The sequence below is a fragment of the Aggregatilinea sp. genome, assembly GCF_036822615.1.
GTDB lineage: Bacteria > Chloroflexota > Anaerolineae > Aggregatilineales > Aggregatilineaceae > Aggregatilinea.
This window is the reverse complement of the sequence record NZ_DAISHJ010000136.1, coordinates 1-13,015: the sequence shown is the minus strand read 5'-3', so window position 1 is coordinate 13,015 and position 13,015 is coordinate 1. Positions and strand designations below refer to the sequence as shown.

General features: G+C 64.4%; 13 protein-coding genes. 12 read left to right on the top strand and 1 reads right to left on the bottom strand.

The window, feature by feature from the left end; all coding sequences use genetic code 11:
* Positions 1 to 112 precede the first annotated feature (112 nt).
* Positions 113 to 523, bottom strand: a complete 411-nt coding sequence (locus V7116_RS22800) for a YjdF family protein (RefSeq protein WP_324394289.1) — start codon at positions 521 to 523, stop codon at positions 113 to 115.
* A 228-nt stretch (positions 524 to 751) separates the two neighbouring features.
* On the opposite strand from V7116_RS22800, the gene lepB reads away from it, so the two are divergent.
* The 12 genes from lepB to V7116_RS22740 all read left to right on the top strand — a co-directional run.
* Positions 752 to 1,474 (top strand): signal peptidase I, encoded by a 723-nt coding sequence (lepB, locus tag V7116_RS22795; protein WP_324394288.1) that lies wholly within the window; start codon positions 752 to 754, stop codon positions 1,472 to 1,474.
* A 24-nt stretch (positions 1,475 to 1,498) separates the two neighbouring features.
* A complete protein-coding gene (locus tag V7116_RS22790) occupies positions 1,499 to 1,795 on the top strand; it encodes a YgiT-type zinc finger protein (RefSeq protein WP_324394287.1) in 297 nt (98 codons plus the stop codon).
* Between the two features lie 139 nt (positions 1,796 to 1,934).
* Positions 1,935 to 2,477 (top strand): inorganic diphosphatase, encoded by a 543-nt coding sequence (locus tag V7116_RS22785; protein WP_324394286.1) that lies wholly within the window; start codon positions 1,935 to 1,937, stop codon positions 2,475 to 2,477.
* A gap of 203 nt (positions 2,478 to 2,680) precedes the next feature.
* Positions 2,681 to 4,516, top strand: a complete 1,836-nt coding sequence (locus tag V7116_RS22780) for an ATP-binding protein (RefSeq protein WP_324394285.1) — start codon at positions 2,681 to 2,683, stop codon at positions 4,514 to 4,516.
* On the top strand, positions 4,513 to 6,729 hold the full coding sequence (locus V7116_RS22775) for a response regulator (protein WP_324394284.1): 2,217 nt from the start codon (positions 4,513 to 4,515) through the stop codon (positions 6,727 to 6,729). Before V7116_RS22780 ends, V7116_RS22775 begins: the two co-directional genes overlap by 4 nt.
* A gap of 26 nt (positions 6,730 to 6,755) precedes the next feature.
* Positions 6,756 to 7,583 (top strand): aminoglycoside N(3)-acetyltransferase, encoded by an 828-nt coding sequence (locus V7116_RS22770; protein WP_324394283.1) that lies wholly within the window; start codon positions 6,756 to 6,758, stop codon positions 7,581 to 7,583.
* 161 nt (positions 7,584 to 7,744) lie between these two features.
* Complete coding sequence (locus V7116_RS22765; protein ID WP_324394282.1) at positions 7,745 to 8,110, top strand: response regulator; 366 nt, start codon at positions 7,745 to 7,747, stop codon at positions 8,108 to 8,110.
* 48 nt (positions 8,111 to 8,158) lie between these two features.
* Positions 8,159 to 9,205 carry an adenylate/guanylate cyclase domain-containing protein gene (locus V7116_RS22760; protein ID WP_324394281.1) on the top strand — a complete coding sequence of 349 codons (1,047 nt, stop codon included), beginning with the start codon at positions 8,159 to 8,161 and terminating at the stop codon, positions 9,203 to 9,205.
* A gap of 79 nt (positions 9,206 to 9,284) precedes the next feature.
* Positions 9,285 to 10,475 (top strand): mechanosensitive ion channel family protein, encoded by a 1,191-nt coding sequence (locus tag V7116_RS22755; protein ID WP_324394280.1) that lies wholly within the window; start codon positions 9,285 to 9,287, stop codon positions 10,473 to 10,475.
* 133 nt (positions 10,476 to 10,608) lie between these two features.
* On the top strand, positions 10,609 to 11,748 hold the full coding sequence (locus V7116_RS22750) for a peptidylprolyl isomerase (protein WP_324394279.1): 1,140 nt from the start codon (positions 10,609 to 10,611) through the stop codon (positions 11,746 to 11,748).
* Positions 11,749 to 11,955: 207 nt separating this feature from the next.
* The gene (locus V7116_RS22745) at positions 11,956 to 12,489 is read left to right on the top strand and encodes a hypothetical protein (RefSeq protein ID WP_324394278.1); all 534 of its coding nucleotides are present in this window, start codon (positions 11,956 to 11,958) and stop codon (positions 12,487 to 12,489) included.
* Between the two features lie 87 nt (positions 12,490 to 12,576).
* On the top strand, positions 12,577 to 13,015 hold a 439-nt coding region (locus tag V7116_RS22740; RefSeq protein ID WP_324394277.1), incomplete at its 3' end, for a response regulator transcription factor.

Sequence of the window (13,015 nt, the reverse complement as noted above, 5' to 3'; positions counted from 1 at the left end):
TGTCTCCCCTCTCCAACCTGGATTGGAGAGGGGCCGGGGGTGAGGTCGCGGTGATGACCGGATTATTTCACTAACTGCACCAACGCGCCGCCATGCCTGCCAGATGCCGCCGCTAATGCCCGCGATGCTTCTGGCGCGCCTTCTCCCGCGCGATCGCGCGTTTGCGCGCCTGCTCGGCCTCGCGCGCCTCGCGGGACTGCGTGCGGCGGGCCTGTTTGCCCTGCTCCAGTTGCAGCCGCATCGCCTCGTGCGCCTTGCTAGAGACGCCCTCGCGGGCCAGCTCGCGCCGGATCTCGCGCTGGACGCGCTTGGGATTGATGTGTTTCTGCGTCCCCGCCTCGACCGGGACGCCCTGCGCCATGCGCGCCTGAAGCGCCGCCAGATTGTGCAGCACGAACGCATACACGTCCTCCGCGCTCGGTTCCGCGCCGAAGATATGCCGCGCCGCGTAGAGCAAACCGTCCTGCTCCACTTCCAGCACGCCGACCCAATAGGGGCTGTCGAAAAAGAGGGTTAACTGCATGTGTCCGTCTCCCAGGTATGCCGTAGCGCACGGCGGGACGATCCTGGGAAACAGGAAGGGAGACGGAACGCGGGGGACCGCATCGCCCCGACTACCAACGGGGCAGTGTTTTTGTCGTGTGACCGCATTATACAGAATGCCGGGAGGCAAGGTCAACGGTTGCCGGGCACCGGTGCGTGGGGTATAGTCTAGACCATCGCAGACAAACGATCTAAGAGCGCATTCACGTTGACAGTCCCAGACGATATCTTCTCTCAAGAACCGCCCACGATCCCGCCATCAACTCCTGAGCCAGCCCGCGTGCCGCGCCCGCGTTTGCGCCACGGCGGGGGTTTCGTGCGCGAGATTCTGGAAACAATCCTGCTCATTGCCGCCATTTACGCGTTTGTCAACCTGGCGACGGCGCGTTTCGTCGTAGACGGGCACAGTATGCTGCCCAACTTCACGACCGACCAGTTCATCATCGTCAGCCGCCTGAACTATCTGGTCAACGACCCCGAGCGCGGCGACGTGGTGGTGTTCCACTATCCCCTGCAGCCGGACCGCGACTTCATCAAGCGCGTGATCGGGCTGCCCGGCGAGACGATCGACATCCTGCAAGGACGCGTGTACGTCAACGGCAAGCTGCTCGACGAACCCTACATCGACAAGTTCTGCCGGGGAACCTCGTGCGACGGCGAATGGATCGTCGGCGAGGACCAATACTTCGTGCTGGGTGACAACCGGGGCGAAAGCAAAGACTCGCAGGACTTCGGCCCGGTGGACCGCGAGTTCATCGTGGGCCGCGCCTTCGTCCGCTACTGGCCGCCCTCCGACTGGGCCGTGGTGCATCACGAGCGCTACGACTTCACCGGCGCGGAACTACTGCCCACCCTCACGCCCACGCCGACCGGCACACCGGAAGGCACGCCCGCCGCGACCGGGTCGAGCTGGCCCGGCGGAGTTTACTGACACACGCGAGAAGCGACGCCATCCATGCCCATCGACACATGCCCATCTTGCGGGGTCGGCCAGCTCAAGCCGGCCCAAACCGTTTACGTTCAGGTCGTTGACGGCACGCTCGTCAGCGCGCCCAACGTGCCCGCCTGGATTTGCGACGTGTGCGGCCTGACCCTGTTCGATTCCGCCACCGTGCAGAACATCGAGTTCATGATCGGGGAATCCGGCCCGCCGCCCAACCGCCACCTGTCCACGCCGCCCGCCGAGCGCGGTCCCGGCCCCCTGGACGAGCCTGACGACAGCCGTCCCAGCGCCAAGCCGGACGCCGGGTAACCCGGCCAGCCGCGCGCTGAGCAAGTTCTGTAACCTCGCCGCAACTCAATTCGAACAAAATAGGTTATAAATAACTGTGAACTCATTCTATCAGCGTGGACTGGTAGCATCTGCCACCACAGCACCTGAGGAAATGCGCATGATCAACCTGTGGCACAGTCTGCCTTCTGGACCGGATATTCCCGACGTGGTGTACTGCATCGTGGAAATCCCCAAGGGCAGCCGGAACAAGTACGAGTACAGCAAAAAAGCGGGGGTAATCAAACTTGACCGGGTGCTCTACAGCCCGATGCACTATCCCAGCGACTACGGCCTTATCCCGCAAACGTACGCCGCCGACGGCGACCCGCTCGACATCCTGGTCATGGTCAACGAGGCCACGTTCGCCGGATGCGTGATCGAAGCGCGGCCCATCGGCATCTTCCACATGCTCGATCGCGGCGACTCGGACGAAAAGATTCTCGCCGTGCCGTCCACCGATCCCCAGTTCGACGATTACCACGACCTGAAGGACGTGCCCAAGCACTTCCTGAGTTCGGTCGCGCACTTCTTCCAGGTCTACAAGGAACTGCAAGGCATTCCCGTCGAGCCGCAGGGCTGGGAAGGCGCGGACGTCGCCAAGCAGTCGATCCTGTCGTCCATCGACCAGTACAAGAAGAAGTTCCCGCTCGATCTCGTTTAGCTCGTCCAGCACGAGTCTGCCAGACCATTCGCACACGGGGTTGTGCTGTCGCGCAGCCGCCTGGAGCCGCCGGTTCCGGGCGGCTGCGCGTCTCTCAGGGCGGCGGCATCCCGCGCCGTCCTAACCGCCTACCGATAACGTGCGAAATAGCGTGAAACAGGTACAATGGGAGAGCATCCGTTCTCCTCGTGCGGAGGCCATCAATGCACACCAGTACGGCCACTCTGTTCAGCATCGGCGCGACGGTCACCCTTGCCATCATCGGAATGGCCCTGGTCCTGCTGGTCGTATGGCAAGACCCCTATCGCCGCAGCAACCAATACTTCGGGCTGGCATCCCTGACGATGGCGGTCTATGGTATTTTTGCGTCCCTGTGGCGCGTGATACAGCAGTTCGATCTGGAACCCCGGCCCATTTTTTACGTCCTGGCGACCCTGTACATCGTCGCGGTGGTGCTGCTGTGCAAGTTCACGCTGGCCTTCGCGGAGGTGTCCACACGCATCCGCCGCGCCGATATCCTCGTCAGCGTGCCGCTCATGGCGGGATCGATTGCGCTGATCTGGACGGATCAGGCCTACAAGGATTTCATTCCCGCCGACAGCGGCTCGTACCGCTACAGCTTCACGCCGTTTGGCTACGTCATGACTGGTATGGGCATCGCCTATCTGCTGGCGTGCATCTTCATCCTGCGCCGCCAGCATACGCTCAAATCGCGCGAGATGATGCTGGCGATGACGCTGATGCTCGTCGGCGTGACCGGCCTGTCCGTGATCCCCATCCTGCGCCGCTACCCGTTCAACTCGCTGGCGATTGCGATCAGCATGGTGAGCCTGGGCCGTCAGGTGATCAAGTATCAGGTCTTCCAGCCGCTTGAAGATCTCAACGCGGAACTCGCGCTCAAGAACGCGGAAATCATTGAGGCGTCGCGGGCCAAAAGTCAATTCCTGGCGAACATGAGCCACGAGCTGCGCACCCCGCTCAACTCGATCATCGGCTATACGGATCTCGTGCTCAACCGCACCTATGGCGACGTGACGGAGACGCAGGTCGACCGGCTGGAAAAGGTCCGGCGCAACGGGCGGCTGCTGCTGGAGCTGATCAACGACGTGCTCGACCTCAGCCGCATCGAAGCGGGCCGCCTGGAACTGAGCTTCTCCCGCGTCGATACGACGACCCTGCTGGATGGCGTCGTGCAGCAGTTCGCGGGGCGCGCGCTGGAAAAAGGTCTGACGCTCATCCGCGCCTACGGCGATCTACCGGTGTTGTGGGCCGACGAAGGCCGCACGAACCAGATCCTCACCAACCTGCTCTCGAACGCCGTGCGCTACACCGAAAAAGGCTGCGTCATCGTGCGCGGGCACTACGACGCCTCGCTGAACCATGTGATCATCAGCATCACCGATACGGGCATCGGCATCCCCATCGACCAGCAAACGCTGATCTTCAACGCCTTCATGGAAACGGACGGCAGGCTCACCCGCGCCCAGGATGGCACCGGGCTGGGGCTGGCGATCACGCAGCAGCTCGTCAAGCTGCACCACGGCGACCTGTGGTTTGAAAGCGTCGAGGGAAGCGGCTCGACCTTCCACGTCGCACTGCCTGCCGCGCTGGACGACGCGGCATCCAGCCCGCTCCTGAAGCCGCGCAACCAGAAATCCGGCGCGCTGGTGCTCGTCATCGACCGCGACGCGGACGCGATCCGGCGGCTGCAAGACGTCATGGAAACCGATCACCTGCGCATCTACGGGACGTGCGGCGCCAACGACGGGCTGATGCTGGCGCACGAGCTGCGTCCCGATCTGATCGTGCTCGATCTCGCCTTCATGCCCGAAGGCGGCCCGCAAACGCTGGAAGCGCTGCGCTGCGATCCGAACACGATGCACATCCCGATCGTGGCCGTCACCGAGCACGGCGAACTCGACCCGCTGCCCGACAACACCGACAGAGTGCTGCGCGCGGGCGGGCCGGACGCGCTGCGCACCCAGATTCGCGCCGTGCTGCGGCGAATGGAGACGCGCCAGGAGGTCATGCCCCGATGATCTCGCACACGACCATCATCGTTGTTGCCGCCAACGGCGTGACGGCGGTGCTGTGCACCGCGCTGCTGATGCTCGTCTTGTGGCAGGCCCCGCGCCGCCGCAGTAACCAGGTTTTCGCCTTTATGATGGCGGCGCTGGCGCTCTACAGCGGGCTGAACGGTTTTGCGCGCTTCATCGACACCCTGAACCTCAAGCCCGAGCCGGTGTTTTACGCCGCAACGACGTTTTACGGCATCTTCATCCCTTCGGTGTTTTTCTTCGCGTCCGAGTTCGCCCAGAACTATTCGCGCCCGGTCAGGTTCGTCCGCGCGTTTGGCGTCGTGATGTTCGCCATCCAGTTCGGCGCGCTGTGGACCGGGCACGTCACCACCAACATCCGGCCCGTCGAGTCGCACGACGGCGGATACGTCTGGGACTACACGCTGTTCGGCGCGATCACCAACTTCACGATGATCATCTACCTCGTGTCCAGCATTTTCGTGCTGTACCGCATGCCGGAGGAACGCGGGCGCGGCCTGTGGCGCGCCCCGGCGCTGATCGTGCTCAGCCCCATTTCCGCCGCGCTGATCTGGCCCATCGTGCCGATCCCGCTCAGCGCGCTGTTCCTGGCGGGGGCCGCTGCCGTGCTCGGCCAACAGGTGCTCACCTACGAGCTGTTCGATCCGCTCAGCCAGCTTCACGCCAAGCTTGCGCAGCGCAACGCGGAGTTACAGGAGGCCAGCCGCCTCAAAACGCAGTTTTTGACCAACGTCAGCCACGAACTGCGCACGCCGCTCAACTCGATCATCGGCTATACGGAGCTGGTCATGGGTGGCACGTATGGCCCCGTCAACGAGACGCAGCGCAACCGGCTGGAAAAAGTGGTGCGCAACGGGCAAAACCTGCTCAATCTGGTCAACGACGTGCTCGACCTGAACCGCATCGAGGCAGGGCGCATCGCGCTCGACTGGAAGATCGTGCCCACGCCCGACCTGATCGAAAGCGCGCTGGCCGCGATCGAGCCGCTGGCGACGCACAAAAACCTGGACATCGTGCGCGATTTTGCCGACGCCCCGCCGCTGTACGGCGACGAGATGCGCGCGCGGCAGATCGTCACCAATATCCTCGGCAACGCGGTCAAGTTCACGCACGAGGGCAGCATCACGGTCCGCGCGTGGGGCGAAGGTGACCAGATCCGCATTGAGATCAGCGACACGGGGATCGGCATCGCGGAGGACCAGTTCGAAGCGGTCTTCGCGGAGTTCAAGCAGGCGGACAGCTCCTCCACGCGCCAGTACGAGGGGACCGGCCTGGGCATGGCGATCACCAAGCGGCTGGTCGATCTGCACGGCGGCAGCATTCGTTTCACCAGCACCGTCGGCCAGGGGACCACGTTCATCGTGTACCTGCCCGCCGCGACGCAGGCCCCGCCTTCGGGTGATGTCGCCGCCGAAGCGCTCAACGCCACGCGCGTGCTGGTCATCGACGACAGCGCCGAAACGCGCGAGATGCTGGCCGACACGCTGACCCGCGCGGGCTACCGCGTCTTCGTCGCCAGCAGCGGCGCGGAAGGGCTGGCGCTGGCGCAAACCGTGCGCCCGCACCTGATCACGCTCGACGTGCTGATGCCCGGCCCGGACGGCTGGGACATCCTGCGGCAGATCAAGAGCATGCCGCAGCTTCAGCGCATCCCGGTCGTCATCGTCTCGATCGTGGATGACCGTCCGCTGGCGATGATGCTTGGCGCGGAAGATGCCGTCACGAAGCCGATCGTCGTCGATCAACTGCTGCCGACGCTGGAAAACGCGCTGGCCGAATCGGGCAGCAGCGAGCCGATCCTGGTGGTGGACGACGCGCCCGACGACCGCACGCTGATTGCGGACGCGCTCAAGCGCAAAAATTACGCCGTCGAGGTCGCCACCGGAGGCGCGGACGCCCTGAGCTGGCTGGACCAGCACACGCCGCGCCTGATCCTGCTCGATTGGGTGATGCCCGACGTCAGCGGGTTCGACGTGCTGGCGTCGATCCGGCGCAGCGAGCGGCTGGCGGGCCTGCCCGTGATCGTCATGACGGGCAAGGATCTCTCGCCGGAGGAAAAAGCGTTCCTGCAAGATCGCTGCGCGGATCTGGTGCGCAAGGGTTACGGCGGCATGGAGACGTTTCTGCGCGCCGTTCAGAGCGCCGTGGTGCATCCCGACGCGACGGCGGAATGTCTGCCGGAAGCCGGGGAATAAAGAGCAAGCGCACGGGGGGACAGTACGTGAGCGAATTAGACGCCATTCAGGGCAGTGAGCATCCCAACACCGTCAAATCGCTGGCGGCGGATCTGGCCGCGATCGGTGTGCAGCCAGGCATGACGCTGATCGTGCATTCGTCGTTGAGCAAGCTCGGGTGGGTGGCAGGCGGACCGGTCGCGGTCGTCTACGCGCTGGAACGCGCGATCGGGCACGGCGGAACGCTGGTCATGCCTGCCCATTCCAGCGACCTGTCCGATCCGTCTGAGTGGCAGAATCCGCCCGTGCCGGAAGTGTGGTGGGACGTGATCCGCGACACGATGCCCGCCTACGATCCCGACCTGACGCCCTCGCGCGGCATGGGCGCGATCCCCGAATGCTTCCGCAAACAGCGCGGCGTGTTGCGCAGCAGTCACCCGCAGGTCTCGTTTGCGGCATGGGGCAAACACGCCGAAACCATCACGCGCGCGCACCCGCTGGCCAATTCCCTGGGCGACGAGTCGCCGCTGGCGCGCATTTACGACCTGGACGGCTGGGTGCTGCTGCTGGGCGTCGGCCACGGCAACAACACGTCGCTGCATCTGGCGGAATATCGTGCCGCGTGGCCGGGCAAGAGCGTTGTGACGCTGGGCGCGCCGGTGCTGGTCGAGGGCGACCAGCAGTGGGTCACGTTCGAGGACATCAACATCGACACCGGCGACTTCCCGATGCTGGGCGAGGCGTTCGCCGCGACGGGTGCGGTGCGCGCCGGGACGGTCGGACGCGCGCCGTCACTTCTGATGCGCCAGCGCGCGCTGGTCGATTTCGCCGTCGAGTGGATGGCCGCCAACCGCACCGCGTCCGGCGAGAATTGAGAGTGTGACGGGGGCGAAACCTGTAAGTAAGCCTCCAACTCGCTGACGGGTTCCCGCCGGAGCTGACTCGCGGATGCGGATCGGCGCACAATACGTTAAGATTCTTTCGGTGAGGACTTTCCAGAAAGGAGCAGGCGCGCAGCAGTTTGCGCGAGGTCGAGATGGTACACCGTATCCTGGTTGTTGAGGATAACCCGGACAATCGCATCCTGATCACGGACATTCTGGAGACGCTGGGCTACATCGCCCTCGTCGCGGAGGATGGCGAAGCCGGGCTGACGATGGCTCAAACTGAGCGCCCCGACCTGATCCTGATGGATCTCTCGCTGCCGAAGCTGGATGGGTGGGCGGTCGCCAAACATCTGAAAGGCGAAGATGGCACGGCCCACACGCCGATCATCGCGCTGACCGCACACGCCATGGTGGGCGATCGGGAGCTTGCGCTGCGCGCCGGGTGCGACGACTACGTTGCCAAGCCGATCAACCTGCACGAGCTGGAAAGCAAGCTGGCGCACTTCCTGGGCTAGCCGCGCTGCGCGGCGGCTCCGGCTGCACCCGGCGGAAACTGGCCTCCGATGAGCATTCCGAAGATCCTGATTGCCGAAGATAACCGCGACAGCCGCGAATTGGTCGGGGATATCCTCGACAGCCTGGGCTACACCCCCATCATGGCCGAGAACGGGCGCGCAGCGCTGGACATGATCCAGAGCGATCCGCCCGATCTGGTGATCCTCGACGTGAACATGCCGGAAATCGACGGCTTCGAGGTCTGCGCGACGATCAAGCGCAATCCGGCCACGGCGAAGATCCCGGTGATCATGCTCACGGCGCAAACCGACGTCGATTCGCGGGTCATCGGGCTGGGGCTGGGAGCCGACGACTACCTGCCCAAGCCGTTCCACCCGCGCGAGCTGGCCGCGCGCATTCACGCGCGCATCCGGGCCAAAGAGGTCAACGACCTGCTGCGCGAACAGCGTGAGCAGATCCAGCGCACCTTCGAGCGCTTCGTCGCGCCGGAGATCGTCGAGCAGCTTCTGGACGATCCGTCGCGCGTGCAGCTTGGCGGCGCGGAAACGATCGTGACGGTGCTGTTCGCGGATCTGGAACACTTCACCACCGTCTCGGAGCACGCCGCCCCGACGCGCCTGCTGGAAGTGCTCAACGGCTACCTGACCCTGCTGGTGCACTGCATCAAGTCGCACGGCGGCACGGTCAACAAATACCTGGGCGATGGCATCATGGCGCTGTACAACACGCCGCTGCCCCAGGAAGACCACGCGCTGCGCGCCGTGAAGACGGCGCTCGATGCGCGCGCCGCCCTGCCCGGCTATCACGCCCAGTTGGAACCGGAGCTGCGGCTGGCCGTCAACTTCGGCATTCACACCGGCACGGCCATCGTCGGCAACATCGGCACGCCGGAACAAATGGACTTTACCGCCGTGGGAGACACAGTCAATCTGGCGAGCCGCCTGGAAGACCTGAGCGACAACGGCGAGATCACGATCAGCCAGGACAGCTACAAGCTGGTGGCCGATCAGGTCATTGCCGACTGCGTAGGCCCCCGCCTCGTGCGTGGGCGTGAAGAGCAAGTGGTGACGTTCCTCGTTCAAGGTCTACGTTAATTCCCGCGCTGTTTATCCGTAAGGCAGGCTGGCACACTGGCCGAATACGACCGGGTGCTGCCTTCGTGGAGGAGTCGTAATGAATTGGAGTGACCTGCGTGACGCGATTGGAAACGATACGTCGGAAGCGCTGACCCGCCTGGGCATCATCGCGCTGATCCTGCTCGTTACCTGGGTGGTGCGGTGGATCGTGCTGACCATGATCCCGCGCTTCGTGAGCAAGATCACGCGGCGCACGCGCACCACCATCGACGAGCGGCTGGTCACGATCATCGAGCCGCCTCTGCGCTTCCTGATCACCACCCTGGGGGTCTGGCTGGCGCTGCGCGTCCTGAACTTCCCGTATGGCATCTCGGACGTGATCAACCGCATCATGTCCTCGCTGGTCGCCATCGCGTTCTTCTGGGCCGCGTACCGGGGCGTCGAGCTGGGCGTGTCGCTGTTCCAGCGCGTGCTGCGGCGCACCTCGACACCCGTTTCCAACATCGCCAACAGCCGCCTCTCGCTGGCGATGGAACAGCTCGCGCGGGCCACGGTCATCCTGTTCGCGGCGACGAGCGTCCTGCAAACGTGGGGCTATAACGTCGGCAGCCTGATCGCCGGGCTGGGCATCGGCGGGCTGGCCGTCGCGCTGGCCGCGCAGGACGCGCTGGCGAACCTGATCGGCTACTTCGTCATCCTGGCCGACGAGCCGTTTGTGGTGGGCGAGTTCATCGTCATGGGCGATCTGTCCGGCACGGTCGAAAAACTCGGCTTCCGCAGCACCCGCGTGCGGATGCTCGACCAATCGCTGGTGACCGTGCCCAACAAGACGATCGTCAATTCCAACATCCGCAACTGGTCGCGCCTGTCCAAGCGCCGCCTGAACATGACGCTCGGCATTGAGTACGGCAACCAGCCGGACGTCGTGCTGTCGACCGTGCAGGCCATCCGTGAGATGCTGGTGACACACGACCTCGTCGAGCCGGATTCGGTCGTAGTGCAGTTCACCGACTTTGGTGCAAGCTCGCTCGACCTGATGATCATCGCCTTCATGAAGACGCCGGGCTGGAACGAATTCCAGGCCGCGCGCCAGGATATCAACCTCAAGATCATGGCGCTGCTGGACGATCGCGGCGTGGGTATCGCCTTCCCGACGCATACCGTGATGCTGGAAAGCGCGGCCAAGTCCAAAGACGGGCACGGCACCGCCTATTTCCCGCCGCCCAAAGCCGAGCCGGTTGGACGCACCGCGTCCGATTCCCCCGTGCCCGACGACGCCGCGAATTGATGCGCGCTGCGACCCATGACCCGCGCGTCATAGCGCCAGATGGGGAATTGAGTATCATGAAAGCAGGCCGCCCGGCGATCGACTCTCCGCGCGGTCTGCGAACACCGGGGAAGCGGAGCAAAAAGGCGTGACGATGCGGCAACTATGGCGGCGGTACGTAAGGACAGTTCTGGCGGGCACGCTGGCCGGTCTGGTGATGCTGGGCGCGCTGGCGCCCATGCCCGCGCAGACGAGTTATGCCCAGTCGGGCGATGACGTGATTTCGGAAGTCAACGGTGAGCCTATCACGCGCGCTGAGTTTGAGGCGCGCGTGCGTTTTGTCCGCTGGCAGTACCTCAACGAGATGGTCAAAATTTACGAGTTGACGGGCGGCAGCCTGGAACTCGCGGGAGATTACCTGCGCGGCCACCTGCAAGACCTGAACGATCCTGAATCGTTCGGGGATGTGGTGCTGCACAAGATGGAAGAGGACCGGCTGGTCTGGCAGGCCAGCGAGGATCTCGGCCAGGCGATCACGGCGGAAGACGCCGCCGACCGCGAAGCGCGGTTCTTCAGCGCATGGACAGACGTCGATCAGGCCAGTCTGGCGACCGACGCCACCGCCCAGGCGTTTATCACGCAGTGGTTCGCGGAAGCGTCGGAAGTGTCCGGCCTCAGCGAGGACGACCTGCACGACATCTTCGCCACCGAGGCCCTGCGTGACGTGATGCTGGACGTGATCGGGGAAAACGTACCGACCGAGGAACTCGCGGTCGATACGCGCCACATCTTGTGCGCCTTCACGCCCGCCAGCCCCGCCGCCGTCACCGATCCCACGCCGGAACAGCGCGCCGCCGCGCAGGCGTGCATCGCCGAAGCGCTGACGTGGCTGGATCGCGGCGAGGACTTCGCCACCACCGCGATGGCCCTTTCCAACGACACGGCCAGCGCCGCCGACGGCGGAAACCTGGGCCTCGTGCCGCTCAGCTACCTGACGCAGTCCTACGCCGACGCGGTGACAGACGCCGAGCTGAATACGCTGATCGGGCCGGTCGAAACCGAATACGGCCTGCACCTGATCGAAGTGCTGGATCGCCAGATGCAGCCGCTGACCGACGAGCAGATCGAGGACAGCAAGTACGGCTATTTCGAGACGTGGCTCGACTCGCTGTGGACGGACGCGACCGTCACGCGCAGCGACGCGTGGAACGCGAGCATCCCGACCGTGCCCGGCTTCGACACGCTGCCGGAGGACGTCCGCACGGCGGTCGAAGCGCTGAGCGCGGCACAGTAACGCGGGCGCGGTAGGCGAACGACGCGGCGGGACGCGGCACCGACGAAACCTACGGCGACTCGCCCCGATCGGGGTCGGAGCGGGAAAACGCGACAGGCAGGACGGGTTTGGGACCTGCCCCGCAAGCACCACGCAGGGCGTTTGCGTTTTGTTCTTGCCATAACTGAAAACTAATAACTATTTACAGACAACTAAATTGGGGGGCCTATGGAAGCGCAGCAGTTCTCTGGAGCCCGGGCCGGATACGTCGCCGCGGAGTTCCTCACGCGCAGCTATCGCATCAACGCCGAGGTCAACACGCGCGGGGCCAAGCTGCTCGACGAGCTGAACGACCACATGGCGCAGTTCGTCCAGATCGAGCGCGCGTACGTGTCGCCGCTGTACGATCCGGCGACGCTGACGGGCAGCTACGACCTCGGGCAGATCCGCAAGGACAGCCTGGCGCTGGTCGTGCTCAAGCAAATGCGCGACGGCCTGCCCCACCGCGAAGGCCAGTATATGGGGCGCGACCACATCGAGCGCGCGGTGCAGATCATGGCGGGCGGGTTTGAAGTGCAGGGCGTGATCCGGCTGCACCCGACCGTGGACCTCAGCAGCTTCCTGCGTACGACGCCGGAAGCGTTCGTGCCCGTCTTTGATGCCACCGCCACCGCAGCGGGACGCAAGGAAGTGATATTCGGCGGGGCCGTGATCCTGGTCAACCGGACGCGGCTGGAGCTGTTTTTCACCGGCAGCCGTTAGGCGCGCGCCGGGAAAAACGCGAATTTGAAGTCGTGATACAATGACGGCGATTATGGTTCGGCCCCCATCAAAAGTGAAAGTCCGGCGATGGCTCAAATCCTGCTGGTAGACGACGATCTCAACTTGCTTCAAATGGTGCGGCTGATGCTTCAACGGCTGGGGCATCAGGTAGTGACCTCGCGCAATGGCGAGGAAGGCCTGCGGCTGGCCGCGGAAATGCAGCCGGATCTGGCGATCATCGACATCATGATGCCGGGTCTCAGCGGCTACGACGTGGTGAACCGCCTGCGCGTCGATCCGAAGACGGCGCACGTGCCGATCATCATCCTGACGGCGCGCAGCCAGCCGATGGACAAGCACAAGGCGCTGCGGGCCGGGGCGAACGCGTTCATCTCCAAGCCCGTCACGGCGCAGGAATTGGCCGATCGTGTCGAGGCGGTGCTGGAAGCGGGCGTCGGATTCCGCATCAATACCGGGCTGCTGGCCGAGCCGGTTGGGGCCGATCTTGGGCCTCCGCCGCCCTCGA